We start from the raw sequence: 15054 nt of genomic DNA, 5'->3' as shown, positions 1-15054 counted from the left end.
CAGGCAGAGTGCGGCGTTCGGCCGGTCTCAGCCGCCGAAGCCGAGGATCTCGACGCCGGTCAGCGTGGCGTAGGCGGCCACCACACACCAGAGCACGGTCCCGGCGCTGACCCAGAGGAATGAGGTGGTGGCCCGTACGCCCAGGGCCACGGCCACCACGGCGGAGACCTGGGTTCCCAGCCCTACCGGCCCCACCAGGGCCAGCAGCGGGAGGCCTCCGCGGTCCATGACCTTCTCGATCCGAGCCCGGCGCTTCACCGTCTTGGCCCGGCGGTGCGCCTCGGCCTCCACGTCCAGCTCCTGGCGGCGGGCCTCACGACGCCGGGAGAACCAGCTGCGCATGGCCTCTCCGAAATAGGCGGCGATGCCCACGGTCAACAGATTGCCGATGATCGCCGCCAGCAGGACCGGAACGGTGGGCAGGCCCGCGATCAGTCCGGCGGGGATGACGATGGGAGCCTCCAGCCAGGGAGTCGCTCCGCCCAGGAAGATGCCCAGGATCCCCCACCACTCTGCGGCGCTCATCGCACACTCCTCACCCACGGCACTGACGACGGCGGACAGGTTCTCCGACCGGAGCCCGGGAAACTATACCAATCGTAAGGTTGAGCTGTCCGGTGCGGGGGCCCGGTGCGATGCGCGGCCGGCGTCGGGCGCAGGCGGGTTCAGCAGGAGCCGGTTCAGGCAGCGCCGCCGGGGCGGATCTCCAGGCGCCCCACGTTGCGGTCCATCATCCGGTCCACCAGCCAGATGAGCGCGGCCACGGCCAAGAAGGCCACCAGCACACCTGCAGCCATGCCCAGCACTGTGGGATAGCCCAGGCGCGGCACGTCCAGGATGGAGTAGGGATACCAGTCCAGGCTGGGGCCGCGCAACAGCGTGAGGATGAACCAGATAGTGGGCGGCAGCGGCGAGAGCAGCACGATCTTCCAGGTGATCCGCCCATGGGGTCCGCCCATCAGCCAGACCAGCGGCACCAGCACGGGCAGCAGCAGGTGATAGATGGAGTCGTTGACCAGCTTGACCCCGTCCAGCAGATCCGGGGTGCGCAGCAGCAGATTCCACAGCAGGCCGCTGAGCACCATGCAGACGATCCCGGAGAGGCGCACCGTGTGGAAGAGGATCCCCCAGCGCCCGGTGTTGCCGATCTGCGGGCGGATGGTCAGGGCCAGAGAGGTGGCGAAGACCATCGCCGCAGAGATGAAGGTGAAGTGCACCGGCTGGTTGATGATGTGCTCCCAGCCGGCGGGGAACCCGCCCTCAAAGGTGGCGCCGGCGGGGATGCCGGTGGGGTGATGCCAGGCGATCCAGAAGGAGGTCACCAGCCCGACGCCGGTCACTGCAGTCAGGAGTCCGTGGACAGCACGTCCCGCGGGCGGCGCCGGATCGGCGCGCTGACGCACCTCTTCGCTGTGCGGCTCGTCCCCCATGTGAGCCCCTTTCCCTTTCCGACGAGCTTAGTCGAATTCACGCGCTGCTGTCCTGATCTCTTACACTGGACCGCATGGGCATCCATGCGATCTTCCAGCACGTCGCGCGTCCTTGGACGGACGCCGCGGCGTCGCACAGCTGATCACTCTCCGGAGATCCGCCGGAGAACTCACCGTCTGACCTGCCGCTGAGGCCACCTCAGCGCCGTCAGCCGTGCCCTTCTGAGGCTTCCAGCGATCACCCCGGCACCCACTTCTGGGGTGCCTCCCTGCCCGTGCGCCGCCGCACCAGCTCACAGCACAGCTGGGCGGCACCTCTGATCGTGCCTGCCCGGGGACATCTTCAGCATTCCCGGAGAACCGATGCACACCTATACCGACGGCCGTCATGAGCACGGCCAGAACTTCCTCCGCGACCGACGGATCATCCGCCGGATGATCGATCTGGCCGCACAGACCCAGGGACCGATCCTCGAGATCGGGCCAGGCCGCGGTGCCCTGACCTTCCCGCTGGAAGAGCTGGGACGACCTGTGACCGCCGTGGAGACCGACCGACGGCTCGCTCAGCGGCTCAGCCGCAGCTGTGGGCGCCGGACCTCAGTCGTCCACGGGGACTTCCTGCAGCACCGGCTGCCCGAGGCACCGCATACCGTGGTCGGCAACCTCCCCTTCCACCTGACCACAGCGATCCTCCGCCGACTGCTCCACCACCAGCATTGGGAGCAGGCCGTGCTCATCACACAGTGGGAGGTCGCTCGGCGTCGGGCCGGAGTGGGCGGGGCCTCGATGATGACCGCGCAGTGGGCCCCGTACTACTCCTTCGAACTGCAGGCCCGAGTCCCTGCGCAGGCCTACTCCCCTGCGCCGGCTGTGGACGGCGGCATCCTCACGGTGACCCGACGGCAGGATCCGCTGCTGCTGTGGAAGCAGCGCCGCGCCTACGCGGGGTTCGTCCACCGACTGTTCACCGGACCGGGACGGGGAATGGCACAGATCCTCCAGCGCACCCAGGGGCTGACCCGTGCTGAGGCCGGACGCAGACTCGGAGAGGCCGGAATCCGCGCCTCAGACCTGCCCAAGCAGCTCACCGCCGAACAGTGGGTGGAGCTCTTCCGACGCTGCGGATCCGGGGGCGGATCGAACCTCAGCCCACGCAGAGGACGAAGAAGTAGGCGGCCAGCGCGATGAAGGGCGCGAAGAGCACCACATGCAGGAAGAGGTGACCTTTGAGGATGGCCAGCAGCATACCGACCCGCGCCGGAATCGTGTACCTCCATCTCATCAATGACGTACGCGATCCTCGTATTCGCCGTAATCCGGTACACAATTCCGCAGATGCTGATCTATGATGGATTCCATGCCGACTCTGCGGATCTCAGAAGCTGCCAGCCTGCTGGGCGTCAGCGATGACACCGTGCGCCGATGGGTCGCCTCCGGCGAGCTGCAGGCCACCACCGACGACGCCGGCCGGAAGGTTCTCGACGGCGCCGAGGCAGCCCGCTTCGCCCACGAGCGCAGCTCCCACGGCCCCACTCCCAGCGGCATCTCCTCAGCGCGGAATCGGTTCGTGGGGCTGGTCACCGCCATCACCTCGGACACTGTGATGTCCCAGGTGGAGCTGCAGTGCGGCCCCTACCGCGTGGTCTCGCTGATGAGCACCGAGGCCGTCCAAGAGATGGGCCTGGAGCCCGGGGCCGTGGCCACCGCCGCCATCAAGGCCACCAATGTGGTGGTGGACCGGTGAGCCGTGCGAGAGCTGTGCAGCGCGCAGGATCTGTGAACTGTGCGCTGGCCGTGGCCGGCGTCGGGCTGCTGGGGCTCACCGCCTGTGCCGCTGAGGAGTCCGAGGAGCGCATCACCGTCTACGCCGCGGCCAGCCTGCAGGAGGTCTACGAGGAGATCGGCGAGCTCTACACCGAGGAGACCGGCACGGAGGTGGAGTTCAGCTTTGCCGGCTCCGCCGATCTGCTGGCCCAGCTGGAGCAGGGCGCTCCGGCCGACGCCCTGGTCACGGCGGACACTCTGACCATGTCCCGCGCTCAGGAGGCAGACCTGGTGTCGGAGTCCCCGCAGATCTTCGCCGCCAACACCCTGGTCCTGGCCACCCCCGCAGGAAACCCCGCCGACATCACCGGTGTGGAAGACCTGGAACGCGAAGACGTGGTCTCCGTGCTCTGCGCCGAACAGGTCCCCTGCGGCGCCCTCAGCGCGGAGCTGACCGCGGCCGCCGGCGTCGAGCCTGCCCCCGCCAGCGAAGAGAACTCGGTCACCGATGTGCTGGGCAAGATCCGCTCCGGGGAGGCCGACGCCGGCCTGGTCTACGCCACCGACGCCCAAGCGGCCGGGGATGAGGTAGAGACCATCGAGATCGACGACGCCGAGGACCACCTCAACCACTACCCCGGTGCCGTGCTGGATGCCGCCGACTCCCCCGAGGCGGCTTCCGAGTTCCTCGCCTTCCTTGCGATGCCCGAGGTGGAGGAGGTCCTTGCGGAGGCCGGGTTCCGAACCGCTGATGGCGAGACTCATGGTGAAGACTGAGGGGAAGCGGACAGGACAGGACCGAGCAGGACGGTCTCGAGCGGCACGTTGCCGCACAGGGCGGCCCAGAGCCCCACGCGGTCCGCTGGCCCCCTCCGGTGTCCCCCGCTGGCTGCTGCTGCCGGCCGCCGGCGGCGCCCTGTTGGTGCTGCTGCCGGTGGCCGCGATGTTCCTGCAGGTCAGCTGGTCGGACCTACCCTCGCTGCTGACCTCAGAACCGGCTGTGGATGCTCTGCTGCTGAGCCTGCGCACTGCCGCCGTGGCCACACTGCTCTGCCTGCTGCTCGGAGTCCCCCTGGCCACAGTGCTGGCTCAGGCCCGATTCCGGGGCGTGAGCCTGCTGCGCGGACTGGTGCTGCTGCCGCTGGTGCTGCCACCGGTGGTGGGCGGCATCGCGCTGCTGACGGTCTTCGGCCGGCAGGGCCTGCTGGGCGGGACCCTGGAGCTGCTCGGACTGCAGATCGCCTACTCCACCGCCGCCGTCGTACTGGCCCAGACCTTCGTCTCGCTGCCCTTCCTGGTGGTGACCGCGGAGACGGCGCTGCGCGATCTGGACCCTCAGATGGTCGAGGCCGCAGTCATGGACGGTGCCGGTCGGAGCACCGTACTGCGGACGGTGGCGATCCCGCTGATCCTGCCCAGCCTGATCTCCGGGGTGATTCTGGCCTTCGCCCGGGCGCTGGGCGAGTTCGGCGCCACCATCGCATTCGCCGGCAGCATGCAGGGAGTCACCAGGACGCTGCCGCTGGAGATCTACCTGCAGCGCGAGACCGACCCGCAGGCCGCCGTCGCCCTCTCGCTGCTGCTGGTGCTGCTCGCCCTGCTGGTCATCGGGCTGACGGGTCTCCGGCGTGAAAGGCCTTGATCCGCCGCAGCCCCTCCTCCACCGCTTCTCGGCCGGGAGCCAGGGAGAGCCGCACCCACTCGTGCCCGTTGACCGGGTCGAAATCGGTGCCGGGCACCACTGCCACGCCGGCCTCCTCCAGCACCGCTGCGCAGTAGTCCTCAGAGCTGCCGAAGCGCTGCAGGTGTTCGCCGATGTGGGTATAGACGTAGAAGGCGCCGTCGGCCGGAGCGACGCGGCCCCAGCCGAGCTCATCCAGGGCGTCGAGGACCAGCTGACGAGCTGCGGCATACTCGGCCACCTGGGATTCGGCGAAGTCCATGGATTCGGTGCTGAATGCCTCCACGGCGGCGATCTGAGAACCGTGGGGTGCACAGAGCGCGATGTTGCCGCCCAGGCGGGCCACCGGGTCCACCAGATACTCGGGCAGGACGGTCCAGCCCAGCCGCCAGCCGGGCATCCCCCAATATTTGGAGAAGGAGGAGATGATCACGGCGTCGTCAGTGACCTCAGAGGCACTGACCGCAGGCTCCCCGTAGCTGATCCCATGGTAGATCTCGTCGCTGATCAGCTGGGCTCCGTGGGAAGTGCACCACTGGGCCAGGCTGCTCAGCTGCTCGCGGCCGATCATGGTGCCGGTGGGGTTGGCCGGTGAGGCGATGATCAGCCCGTCCAAGGACCCGTTCTGGGCGACCTCTGCCTCCAGCTGCTCCACAGTTGGCTGAAAACGCACGTCCGGGTCGCAGTCCAGGTCCACCACCTCAATGCCCAGGCTGTCCAAGATGTTGCGGTAGGCGGGGTACCCGGGACGGGCCAGCGCCACCCGCGCCCCGGCGTCGAAGGCGGCCAGGAAGCTGAGCACGAAGGCTCCGGACGAGCCGGTGGTGATGGCGATCCGCTCGGCCGGCAGGTCGACGCCGTACCAGCTGCTGCAGTGCTCAGCCAGAGCCTCGCGCAGCGGCAGAATTCCGAAGCCGGCGCTGTAGTTGAGCACAGTGTTGTCCTGGTGGATCCGCGCGGCCGCCCGGTTCACCGACGGCGGGGCACCGGAACCCGGCTCACCGGCGGTCAGCGAGACCACATCGTGACCAGCGTGTCTGAGCTGTTCGACCCTGGCGAGCGTGCTCATGACTTTGAAACCTGGAACCTCTGACCGAGCAGAGGGGGAACGGTGTGAGGCGGAGTGCCTCCGGCGTCGCTGCTGCCGATGTCCAGGACGAGGCTGAGGGTCTCCCATACAGACCAACACTACCGCTCACCGGCCACCGCGCATCCGCCGAATCAGCGGGGCCTGTCAGCTCAAGCGCCCACCACAGACGCCGAGTTCGCAGAAAGATCTCAGAATTTCTCCATCCGGAACGGCCTGAGCTCCGAACACACAGATACACAGTTCGGGCAGGAGACTGGCCGCCTTGTGTTGACCCGGAAACAGTCCGACACAGTTCGACAGGAGAATCAGTCATGCAGACCGAGATGCGCACCGCAACGAAGATTCTGGGAATCGGCTCCATCGCCCTTCTGAGCCTGACGGCCTGCGGCGATGCCGAGGAAGACGCACCCGCAGAAGATCAGGACATGGGTGAAACCGAAGAGGACACTGACGGCCAGAATATGGACGAGGACTCCGGCGATGACGCCGAGGGTGAGGACATGAACGGGGACGAGGACGCCGCCGAGGAGGACGAGGCAGAGGAGATGGACCCCACCGCCGACCTGGTCGGGGCAGCATGCGACGACTATGCAGAGGAAGTGCCCGACGGCGACGGGTCCGTCGACGGTATGGCTCAGGACCCTGTTGCCACCGCAGCATCGAACAACCCCATGCTGACCACGCTGACCAGTGCGGTCTCCGGAGAGCTGAACCCGGAGGTCGACCTGGTGGATACGCTCAACGGTGACGAGTTCACTGTGCTTGCCCCCGTCGACGAGGCCTTCGAGGCAGTCCCTGAAGAGGACCTCGAGGCTCTGGGAGCCGATGCCGACGCACTGACCGATGTGCTGACCTATCACGTCATCCCGGGCCAGATGTCCCCCGATGAGATCGAAGGTGAGCACGAGACCGTCAACGGCACCACCGTCACCATCTCCGGTGAGGGCGAGGAGCTCATGTTCGACGACGCCGGGCTCGTGTGCGGAGGCGTCCAGACCGATAACGCCACCGTGTATATGATCGACGGCGTTCTGATGCCCGAAGCAGCCGAGGAGTAGGCCTCCAGCTGAAGGCTCCGCCCCGGACCGGTTCTGCCCGCGCCGCAGGGCACCGGGGCGACGACGGCGGCCCCTCTGCCTGGGCAGGGAGGGCCGCCGTCGTCGTCTCGACCGGGTTGCCGCAGAGACACGGCTCGCCGTGGAGGACCCAGGACTCGTACTACGAGGCCGAAACATGGCAAGCTGGCTGAATGCCGAGTTCCGACCCCTCACCGGGAGAGCCTGTGAGCTCCACGCGACCCCCGCGTGCATCCGGTGATGCCTGCGGGTCACTGCTGCTGCGGGTCCAGGGCGGTGATGAGCAGGCCTTCGAACAGCTCTACCGCCACCACGCGCCGATGTTCCTGGCGACCATCCTCCGGGTGGTGAGAAACCGGTCTCTGGCCGAAGAGGTCCTGCAGGAGGTCTTCACCGAAGTGTGGACGAACCCCACGCGGTTCAGCCCTCAGGTCGGCACCGGCCGCGCCTGGCTCACCACCATGTGCCGGCGTCGAGCCGTCGATAAGGTGCGGTCGGTCCAGGCGCAGCAGGACAGAGACTTCACCGAAGGGTCCCGGCACGCTCGTGATGTCGAACCGGATATCCAGACGGAGGCACTGAACCACGCAGAGTCCGCCCGGGTGGCGACGGTCCTCCAGAAGCTTCCAGCAGAGCAGGCCACTGCAATAGCGATGGCCTATTATCAAGAGTTGTCCCATTCCGAAATCGCCACCACCCTCGATGTGCCCCTGGGCACCATAAAATCGAGGATCCGGGATGGCATGGCACGTTTACGAGCACACCTGGGGGTGGCAGATGGACGCTGATCGCGAATACCTCGCCGCCGGCTATGTGCTCGGCGGGCTCAGCGGCGAAGAGGAAGACCTCGCCCGGTCCCTGGAAGCCTCGGACCCGCATTTCCAGGAAGAGCTGGAACTCATGCGGGAGACCATGGCCCTCGTGGGAGAGTCCGACGAGCCCGTGACCCCGAGCTCCGAGACAGAGGCCGCCATCCTGAGCATCCCGAACCGTCACCCCCGCCCTGCGGAGACGACTCCTGCAGATACGGCGCCGGACGCGGCAGAGCCCCAGGAAGCGCCGTCGTCGTCAGAGTCGCTGCCGCTGACAACTGAGGAAGCCCAGCAGGCTCCCCGGCGCAGGGGCGGACGCTCTTCGACCATCTTCTTCGCGCTGGCCGCTTCGGTGCTGCTCGTTCTCGCGACCGTGCTGGGGGGCCTGCTGTTCACACAGGCCCAGGACCAGCAGGACATGGAGGAGTCTCTGACGGCGGCCGAGAGCGAACGCCAAGAGACGGAGCGCCTGCTGGGAGCGCCCGACCTCTCCTCCGCCCATGCAGAATCCGCAGAGGGGGGAAGCCTCACGGTCACCTACTCCGTCGCAGAGGAGATGATCCACGTGGTGCCCCACGATGTACCGGCCCCGGAACCGGATCAGACGATGCAGATGTGGCTGATAGACGATCAAGGCGCCCAGAGCATCGGTCTGATGGGCGGAGAGACCTCTGAGCTGCTCGCTGACGTGGAGTTCGATGAGGGTGTCTCCTTCGGCGTCACCGTGGAGCCCGAGGGAGGATCCCCCGAGCCGAGCGACGAGCCGATCATCGTAGCCCAGCTCTGAGACCCCGCCGCGGCGGGGACCATCCGGGAGCAGAGTCTGTTCCGAACTGCAGACATGGGACCCGTACACCGTCCGACAGCCGGTCAGCTCCGTAGATTCTTCGCCGCTGCGATCTCCGGAATCGTGGCGGCCGGCATCTTCATCGGAATAGCCGATCTGCTGGCCAGATTCTTCGCCCCCGCCTCCTCGCCCCTGATCGCCCTGGGGAACAGCGTCATCGAACTCGCGCCGCCCGCGGTCCAGGACGTTGCGATATCGATCTTCGGCAGCAGCAACAAGCTGGTCCTCGTCCTGGGGATGGGCATCGGCGGGGCCGTGCTGGCCGCCGGGATCGGTCTTCTCGCCCGCCGTCGACTCGGTCTCGCCTGCGGGACCTTCGCAGCAGTGGCGGCGGTCCTGCTGGCAACCGTCGTCAGCCGTCCCGAGACGTCCTTGTCGGACCTCGTGCCCACTGCGCTGGGCGCAGTCTCAGGGGTCGCTGCTCTGGTCGTTCTGATCCGTGCCTCTGGTTCTTCAGCATCAGGTTCTCCAGCAGAATCCTCAGCGCCCGGGGCATCTGAACCGTCCCAGCGAAACTCCGTCGGTGAGGAGGATGAACGTCCGTCCCGGCGGATGTTCCTGACGCTCACAGCAGCCGGGACAGTGGCAGCCGCAGCCTCGCTCTCCCTGGGACGATCTGTGGGTGCCTTCACCCGAACCGCCGGTGCAACCATCAGTGAGCTGGTCCTTCCCTCCCCTGCCGTCCGAGCCGCCGCGATCCCCGCCGAGGCAGTCGTGGACATCGACGGTGTGGAGCCCTTCATCACGCCCAATGACGAGTTCTACCGGATCGATACGGCCCTGGCGGTTCCGGAGCTGACTCCTCAGGAGTGGAGCCTGCGCATCCACGGGCTGGTGGAGGAAGAGGTCACACTGGACATGCCGCAGCTGCTGGACCTGCCCCTGGAGGAGCACCACATCACCTTGACCTGCGTCTCCAACCCCGTCGGTGGGGATCTCCTGGGCACGGCGACATGGCTGGGATATCCGGTGCGGGAGCTGCTTGCCCAGGCCAGGCCGCTTCCGGAGGCGGATATGGTGCTCTCACGCTCAGTGGACGGCTTCACGGCCTCCACCCCTCTGGAAGCCCTGACCGACTCCCGGGACTCGCTGCTGGCCATCGGCATGAACGGGGATCCGCTTCCTGCAGAGCATGGCTTCCCCGCCCGGCTCGTGGTGCCAGGTCTCTACGGGTACGTCTCCGCCACCAAATGGGTGATCGAGCTGGAAGTCACCCGCTTCGACCAGGACACCGCCTACTGGACCGACCGTGGGTGGGATGAGAAGGCCCCGGTCCTCGTCTCCTCGCGCATCGATGTGCCGGGTTCCCTCCAGGAGGTCGACTCGGGGGATGTCGTCATCGCCGGCAGCGCGTGGTCCCAGCAGGAGGGGATCGAGAAGGTCGAGGTCAGGATCGACGACGGCGAGTGGCAGGAGGCAGAGATGGCGGCCGAGGTCTCGGCCGACACCTGGCGCCAATGGCGCTACGTCTATGCGGACGCCGATTCTGGCCGCCATTCAGTCACTGTCCGTGCCACCAATGCCGCAGGCGAGACCCAGACGGACGAACGGCGCGACCCGATCCCCAACGCCGCCACCGGGCAGCATCGCATCGAATTCCGGGTGAGCTGATGCGGCCCGTCGGTCACGCCGGATGTCGGCGCTTCAGGAGCCGGCTGAGGCACTCTTCCGCACACGGAGGATCTGGGACAGCACCGCCAACACCGGCAGTTCGAGCAGCGGGCCGGCCACCAGTGCGACGGCGATCAGCGGACGGTCCGGGAACGCGGCCACCGCCAGAGCCAAGGCGATGGGCGAGTTGCGCGCCGTCGTCGTCATGATGAGGGTGACCCTCCGGTCGGCCCTCAGCTTCAACAGCTTTCCGACGCCGGCGGAGACCAACGGCAACACGGCGAAGAAGATCAGCAGCGGGGCGAGCAGCAACAGCAGAGCATCCCAGTTCGCCAGGACGGTCTCGGCGTGGGTGGCGAACATGGCGGCGACCGCCAAGCACAGCAACGGCACCACGACAGCTCCGGCGGGGCCGATGATACGGCGCTCCATCTCTCTGCGCCCCATGATCCGCGGCAGGCCACGGCGCAGGATGACCGCCAGGGCCGCCGGGAAGAACAGGACCAGGACGACAGCTTCGAAGAGCATCCGCCAGTCCAACCCGACGGTCTCTCCGCCGAGAAACAGGATGTAGAGCGGCAACAGGGCCAGCTGCAGCACCAGGTTGACCGGCAGCAGCGCCGTCGCGATACCGGTATGACCGCGTGCCAGAGCGGTGAACACCAGGTACCAGTCGGTGCAGGGAGTCACGAGCAGAAGCAGCAGACCGATCCGCAGATCAGGCTCCCCGCCGAGCAGCCCGGCGCCGAGCGCCCACGCCAGGACTGGGGTGAACACGAAGTTCAGCACAAGACTGGCAGCGACAAGGCCCTTCGCTTGGCGGGCCTCCCCCACCTGGGCGAGGTTCATCTGCAGAAAGATCGCCGCCAGCATCACCAGCAGTGCCGGAAGGATCACATGCTCGGCGAGGTGCGCGGCCGGGAGCAGCAGCCCAAGAGAAAGGCCGAGGACTGCGGCGACTGTCACAAAGACGCTCTGCAGTCGCTCGGCCAGACTCATGGGATCAAGATTATCGCTTCATCCCCACCTCACCCGTGACGTGGGCACTTTATGGCGCTCTGGAGCCTCCCTCTGGGAACGATCCACCACACAGCGCCCACGCAACGGGGAACGGGGCGATGGGAGATAGGCGGGCCCGGGGGCTCAGCCCACCTGGTCCACAGGGGCCTCATAGCGGAGGGTGGCCGCAACGTTGTCTGTGACTCCGGCACCGACCAATCCCACCTGAGCATCGATGCCGGCGGCTTCGCGGAGCAGCTCATCCTCGCCCTCCGCGCGGGCATCGTAGCGCAGCAGCAGGGTCTGCACGGCGCCCAGGGTGATGGCCTTGCGGACGTCCTCGGCTCCCTCTACGGCACGGTCGGCGGCCTTGAGCTCCTGGAACCCTCCGGTCTCCTCCTGGGCGCGGCGGATGACGAGCTCGCGGGCCAGGTCGCCGATGTCCTCGATCAGGGACTCCTCAGCACCGCTGTCAGCGCTTCCCGAAGGAATGCCCCCGCCGGACTCGACCTCCTGAGCAATGCTGCTCAGAGGCTCAGGCAGCTCCTCCTGCAGACGTTTGCGTCCCTGAACTTCGCCAGCGAGCACTAAGACATCGGGCTTCCAGCGGTCCACGACCGTGGACAGACGCTCGACGACGTCACGAATATTCTGCTTGGCGGCCTCATCGGCCGCACGCTGGATCTGCTTGTGGCTCAGCGCGCCCTCACGGGGCTTGTGCACCGACTCCACGGCGGAGCCGGAGACACTCTCCTCGGCGCCTTCGTGCAGGACCTCCGAGGAGGTCAGCACCAGACGGCGGACGACAGCGCCCTCCTGATCAGCGATGGCCACCAATGCCCGGACTGAGCGGATGCGCTCGCGGATGTAGGGGCCGAGTTCGGCCGGTTCGCCGAGCACCGCATGGTCACCGCGGCCCAGCGCAGCGTCCCAGTGCTCTTCGAGGAGAAGTCCGTCCTGATTGGCCACCAGCACACGACCTTCAGCCTGGACCTCCGTGATGTCGTCGATGAGGATGGAGTCCTCCAGGGCGCGGATGGCCTCATCGTGGGCCCCGGCATCGGCGAGTTCTCGCTTCAGCGCGTCCCAACGGAGACGAACTTGGTCACCGGCGTCCTCGGAAGGCGCCCGCGACTCCAGATAGACCGTGGCGAAGGGGCCCTGAGCCTCATAGACGGGACGGAACCTGCTCAGCTCGATCCCGGTGTTGTCCTGAACTGCGTCCGTCTGCATGGTTCTCCTTCCGGGGAGGACCTCGCCTCCCCCGCAGGTTTCTAGGTGCAACGACCTTCTTCATCTCGAACCTAATAACCAGTCCTGAGAAGGTGCAACAGCTCAGCGCCCCCTTGAAAGCAGAAATCAGGATCTATACCGTGACCGGCATGAGTGCCCTGCAGATGACTGCGAACGATGCCAGTCCGCTGATGCCCACCGTGTGGGAGGGCATCGCGGCAGGGAGCTCCATCGCGTACTTCGTCCTCGCAGTCTGGGCGACCGTCGCCATCCTCGGCAGCCGGGAGAACTTCAGCCTCCCCAACACTCTGGCGCTGATCCTGACAGCCTGGTTCGCGCCGGTGTTGGGCCCGATCCTCGTGCTCATCACCGCGTACCGGCAGCCGCGCCCTGCCCCGACCACAGCGGCGCCAGAGACCACCGCCACGCCTGAACGCCTCTCGCACTGAGCGGCCGCCCCCACAGCTGAAGGCCGCTGATGCGGAGAGATCTGAGCACGGGCCGAGATGTGATGAAATTGCTCGGTGCTCGATCTCCTGAACCCCGTCATCCTCTCTGTCCTCACCCTGGTGGTGCTCAGCCTCCTGCGCGTGAATGTGGTCATCGCGCTGCTGATCGCCGCAGTGGTCGGCGGCCTCACCGGCGGCCTCTCACTGGAGGGCACCTTCGACACCATGATCGAAGGCCTCGGCGGCCAAGGTGAGACCGCACTGAGCTATATCCTGCTCGGGACGCTGGCGGTGATGGTGGCCCGCTCGGGACTCACCCGGAAGCTGATCCGCCGGGTCATGCCGCTGCTGCGTGGACCCCGCGCCGTGGTGCTCTTCGCCATCGCGGGACTGGCCTGCTTCTCGCAGAACCTGGTGCCGGTGCACATCGCCTTCATCCCCATCCTGATCCCGCCGCTGCTGGCGGCCTTCGACCGGATGAAGATCGACCGCCGCGGTGTGGCCGTGGCCCTGACCTTCGGGCTGAAGGCGCCGTATCTGATCGTGCCGCTGGGCTTCGGACTGATCTTCCAGGGGATCATCGTGGATTCCATGGAGGACCACGGCATGGAGATCTCCCTGGGGCAGATCCCGCTGGCCATGGCGTTCCCTGTGGCCGCCATGGCTGTGGGGCTGTCCTTCGCCATCCTGGTGACCTACCGGAAGAACCGTGAGTATGAGCCCGGTAAGCCGCTGGCCGGTACGGACGGCTCCCCGCTGGAGCTGCTGGACTCCCAGGAGGAGCTGCGCTGGACCCGCCAGGACGTGGCCGTGCTGCTGGGACTGGCCGTGACCTTGGTGCTGCAGCTGGTCTACGGGTCCCTGGTGATGGCGGCACTGGCCGGCGTCGTGGTGATCTTCCTGCTGCGCGGTGAGCGCTGGACCGACGGCGATCCGATCGTGGACCGCGGTGTGGGCATGATGGGCACCATCGCCTTCATCATGCTGGTGGCCTCCGGCTACGCCACGGTGCTGACCGAGACCGGCTCCGTGGACGACCTGGTCTCCTCCGCCGCCGGGTGGATCGGCGACAGCCAGATCCTCGCCGCCGTGGTGATGATGGCCGTAGGCCTGCTGGTGACCATGGGCATCGGCACCTCCTTCGGCACCGTGCCGGTTTTGGCGGCGATCTTCGTGCCGCTGGCCGCCGCCGTCGGGTTCAGCCCGCTGGCCACCGCGGCACTGATCGGCTCCGCCGGTGCACTCGGCGACGCCGGCGCCCCCGCCTCGGACTCCACGCTGGGCCCGACCTCCGGTCTGAACGCCGACGGCCAGCACCACCACATCTGGGACACCTGTGTGCCCACGTTCCTGCACTACAACGTGCTGATCTTTGCCGGAGGCATCGTCGCCGCCCTGGTGCTCTGAGCCGCCGACGGCGCACAACTGAGGCGGCGAGGGGCAAGACACCGTCCTCGCCGCCTCTGCGGTCCTACGGGTTCTGAGACTTCTTCGGCATGACCGCCAGGTTGCTCCTGAACCATTGGATGACGACGCTCGCCCCGATCAGGGCAGCACCAGTTGGGAACAGGGACCATTGCAATGCAGTGACCAGAAGCTGTCCGGCCGCCATGACGGCGTTGCCTCCAGGCTGTGCAGGGACGTCCATCGAATCGAAGATCAGCGGATGAGCCACCAACATGATGCTCCCCGCGAGAAAGCAGACGACGGACCAGCCCACACACTTCTTCGCGATCGGATCGAGTCCCTTCCCTCTTGCAGGCATCTCTGGCCCTTCCTTCCTCAGTGACACCACGAACCGCTGGCCCCAAGGTTAACGGTCTGCGCCCGGGACTGAGGGTAGGCCGCACTATTTCCCCAGGGAACAGTGCCGCCCACTGTTGCACCCGTGTAGGCGCTGCCCAAACCACGCCAAGAGCGCATATAACCGCTAGTTGTAGGAGGGCAGGACGTTGGTGACGCGCCCCGGGACGAGGCTGGCAGGAGCTTGACCGTCTGCAGCTGAGTGGGGGCGGTGATGATTGTAGTGCTGAACCCAGACTTTCATCGCTTCTCCTCGGGC

General features: G+C 67.0%; 17 protein-coding genes. 10 read left to right on the top strand and 7 right to left on the bottom strand.

Annotated elements, in window-relative coordinates; genetic code table 11:
- Window positions 1-27 precede the first annotated feature (27 nt).
- Entirely contained in the window at window positions 28-525 is a 498-nt protein-coding gene (locus tag IEW85_RS13290; RefSeq protein WP_188686684.1) for a small multi-drug export protein, read from the bottom strand.
- A 155-nt stretch (window positions 526-680) separates the two neighbouring features.
- Entirely contained in the window at window positions 681-1430 is a 750-nt protein-coding gene (locus tag IEW85_RS13285; RefSeq protein WP_188686682.1) for a Pr6Pr family membrane protein, read from the bottom strand.
- 363 nt (window positions 1431-1793) lie between these two features.
- On the opposite strand from IEW85_RS13285, the gene erm reads away from it, so the two are divergent.
- The gene (gene erm / locus IEW85_RS13280) at window positions 1794-2618 is read left to right on the top strand and encodes a 23S ribosomal RNA methyltransferase Erm (protein ID WP_188686679.1); all 825 of its coding nucleotides are present in this window, start codon (window positions 1794-1796) and stop codon (window positions 2616-2618) included.
- Here the strand turns inward: erm and IEW85_RS13275 are convergent.
- The gene (locus tag IEW85_RS13275) at window positions 2575-2712 is read right to left on the bottom strand and encodes a hypothetical protein (RefSeq protein ID WP_188686677.1); all 138 of its coding nucleotides are present in this window, start codon (window positions 2710-2712) and stop codon (window positions 2575-2577) included. The genes erm and IEW85_RS13275 overlap by 44 nt on opposite strands.
- Window positions 2713-2787: 75 nt before the next feature.
- On the opposite strand from IEW85_RS13275, the gene IEW85_RS13270 reads away from it, so the two are divergent.
- From IEW85_RS13270 to IEW85_RS13260, 3 genes are read left to right on the top strand one after another with little or no spacing between them, the layout of a single operon-like run.
- Window positions 2788-3174 carry a TOBE domain-containing protein gene (locus tag IEW85_RS13270; protein WP_188686673.1) on the top strand — a complete coding sequence of 129 codons (387 nt, stop codon included), beginning with the start codon at window positions 2788-2790 and terminating at the stop codon, window positions 3172-3174.
- The gene (gene modA / locus IEW85_RS13265) at window positions 3171-3971 is read left to right on the top strand and encodes a molybdate ABC transporter substrate-binding protein (RefSeq protein ID WP_229659039.1); all 801 of its coding nucleotides are present in this window, start codon (window positions 3171-3173) and stop codon (window positions 3969-3971) included. The genes IEW85_RS13270 and modA overlap by 4 nt, the downstream gene beginning before the upstream one ends.
- Complete coding sequence (locus IEW85_RS13260) at window positions 3958-4836, top strand: ABC transporter permease (protein WP_188686670.1); 879 nt, start codon at window positions 3958-3960, stop codon at window positions 4834-4836. Before modA ends, IEW85_RS13260 begins: the two co-directional genes overlap by 14 nt.
- Here the strand turns inward: IEW85_RS13260 and IEW85_RS13255 are convergent.
- Entirely contained in the window at window positions 4799-5944 is a 1146-nt protein-coding gene (locus IEW85_RS13255; protein ID WP_229659038.1) for a pyridoxal phosphate-dependent aminotransferase, read from the bottom strand. The two genes, IEW85_RS13260 and IEW85_RS13255, sit on opposite strands and share 38 nt — an antisense overlap.
- Before the next feature lie 332 nt (window positions 5945-6276).
- Between IEW85_RS13255 and IEW85_RS13250 the strand changes: the two genes are divergently transcribed.
- The 4 genes from IEW85_RS13250 to IEW85_RS13235 all read left to right on the top strand — a co-directional run bounded on the left by IEW85_RS13250 (window position 6277) and on the right by IEW85_RS13235 (window position 10311).
- Entirely contained in the window at window positions 6277-7023 is a 747-nt protein-coding gene (locus IEW85_RS13250; RefSeq protein WP_229659037.1) for a fasciclin domain-containing protein, read from the top strand.
- A 224-nt stretch (window positions 7024-7247) separates the two neighbouring features.
- The gene (locus tag IEW85_RS13245; RefSeq protein ID WP_229659036.1) at window positions 7248-7829 is read left to right on the top strand and encodes a sigma-70 family RNA polymerase sigma factor; all 582 of its coding nucleotides are present in this window, start codon (window positions 7248-7250) and stop codon (window positions 7827-7829) included.
- A complete protein-coding gene (locus IEW85_RS13240) occupies window positions 7780-8640 on the top strand; it encodes an anti-sigma factor (RefSeq protein ID WP_188686661.1) in 861 nt (286 codons plus the stop codon). The genes IEW85_RS13245 and IEW85_RS13240 overlap by 50 nt, the downstream gene beginning before the upstream one ends.
- 54 nt (window positions 8641-8694) lie before the next feature.
- Window positions 8695-10311: a molybdopterin-dependent oxidoreductase gene (locus tag IEW85_RS13235; protein WP_188686658.1), complete on the top strand. Its 1617-nt coding sequence runs from the start codon at window positions 8695-8697 to the stop codon at window positions 10309-10311.
- Window positions 10312-10344: 33 nt separating this feature from the next.
- On the opposite strand, the gene IEW85_RS13230 is transcribed toward IEW85_RS13235, so the two are convergent.
- Window positions 10345-11310 carry an arsenic resistance protein gene (locus IEW85_RS13230; RefSeq protein ID WP_188686656.1) on the bottom strand — a complete coding sequence of 322 codons (966 nt, stop codon included), beginning with the start codon at window positions 11308-11310 and terminating at the stop codon, window positions 10345-10347.
- 144 nt (window positions 11311-11454) lie between these two features.
- Window positions 11455-12543, bottom strand: coding sequence for a baeRF2 domain-containing protein (locus IEW85_RS13225; RefSeq protein WP_188686653.1), 1089 nt, complete (start codon window positions 12541-12543; stop codon window positions 11455-11457).
- A 149-nt stretch (window positions 12544-12692) separates the two neighbouring features.
- On the opposite strand from IEW85_RS13225, the gene IEW85_RS13220 reads away from it, so the two are divergent.
- Together IEW85_RS13220 and IEW85_RS13215 are read left to right on the top strand one after the other, a co-directional pair.
- Window positions 12693-12992, top strand: coding sequence for a hypothetical protein (locus IEW85_RS13220; protein WP_188686651.1), 300 nt, complete (start codon window positions 12693-12695; stop codon window positions 12990-12992).
- Between the two features lie 75 nt (window positions 12993-13067).
- Window positions 13068-14399 (top strand): Na+/H+ antiporter family protein, encoded by a 1332-nt coding sequence (locus tag IEW85_RS13215; protein ID WP_188686647.1) that lies wholly within the window; start codon window positions 13068-13070, stop codon window positions 14397-14399.
- Window positions 14400-14463: 64 nt separating this feature from the next.
- Here the strand turns inward: IEW85_RS13215 and IEW85_RS13210 are convergent, their stop codons facing one another.
- Complete coding sequence (locus tag IEW85_RS13210) at window positions 14464-14667, bottom strand: hypothetical protein (RefSeq protein WP_188686644.1); 204 nt, start codon at window positions 14665-14667, stop codon at window positions 14464-14466.
- Window positions 14668-15054: the final 387 nt, after the last annotated feature.

Origin of the sequence: Nesterenkonia cremea, from assembly GCF_014642675.1 — a bacterium.
Lineage (GTDB): Bacteria > Actinomycetota > Actinomycetes > Actinomycetales > Micrococcaceae > Nesterenkonia > Nesterenkonia cremea.
The sequence above is the reverse complement of the archived record's forward strand: the minus strand, read 5'-3'. Positions and strand labels throughout refer to the sequence as shown.

What these genes read in the sequence shown, in the direction of transcription:
- IEW85_RS13290 (WP_188686684.1), bottom strand. Translation starts at nt 525, where the DNA reads ATGAGCGCCGCAGAGTGGTGGGGGATCCTGGGCATCTTCCTGGGCGGA.
- IEW85_RS13285 (WP_188686682.1), bottom strand. Translation starts at nt 1,430, where the DNA reads ATGGGGGACGAGCCGCACAGCGAAGAGGTGCGTCAGCGCGCCGATCCG.
- erm (WP_188686679.1), top strand. Translation starts at nt 1,794, where the DNA reads ATGCACACCTATACCGACGGCCGTCATGAGCACGGCCAGAACTTCCTC.
- IEW85_RS13275 (WP_188686677.1), bottom strand. Translation starts at nt 2,712, where the DNA reads ATGAGATGGAGGTACACGATTCCGGCGCGGGTCGGTATGCTGCTGGCC.
- IEW85_RS13270 (WP_188686673.1), top strand. Translation starts at nt 2,788, where the DNA reads ATGCCGACTCTGCGGATCTCAGAAGCTGCCAGCCTGCTGGGCGTCAGC.
- IEW85_RS13260 (WP_188686670.1), top strand. Translation starts at nt 3,958, where the DNA reads ATGGTGAAGACTGAGGGGAAGCGGACAGGACAGGACCGAGCAGGACGG.
- IEW85_RS13255 (WP_229659038.1), bottom strand. Translation starts at nt 5,944, where the DNA reads ATGAGCACGCTCGCCAGGGTCGAACAGCTCAGACACGCTGGTCACGAT.
- IEW85_RS13250 (WP_229659037.1), top strand. Translation starts at nt 6,277, where the DNA reads ATGCAGACCGAGATGCGCACCGCAACGAAGATTCTGGGAATCGGCTCC.
- IEW85_RS13240 (WP_188686661.1), top strand. Translation starts at nt 7,780, where the DNA reads ATGGCATGGCACGTTTACGAGCACACCTGGGGGTGGCAGATGGACGCT.
- IEW85_RS13235 (WP_188686658.1), top strand. Translation starts at nt 8,695, where the DNA reads ATGGGACCCGTACACCGTCCGACAGCCGGTCAGCTCCGTAGATTCTTC.
- IEW85_RS13230 (WP_188686656.1), bottom strand. Translation starts at nt 11,310, where the DNA reads ATGAGTCTGGCCGAGCGACTGCAGAGCGTCTTTGTGACAGTCGCCGCA.
- IEW85_RS13225 (WP_188686653.1), bottom strand. Translation starts at nt 12,543, where the DNA reads ATGCAGACGGACGCAGTTCAGGACAACACCGGGATCGAGCTGAGCAGG.
- IEW85_RS13220 (WP_188686651.1), top strand. Translation starts at nt 12,693, where the DNA reads ATGAGTGCCCTGCAGATGACTGCGAACGATGCCAGTCCGCTGATGCCC.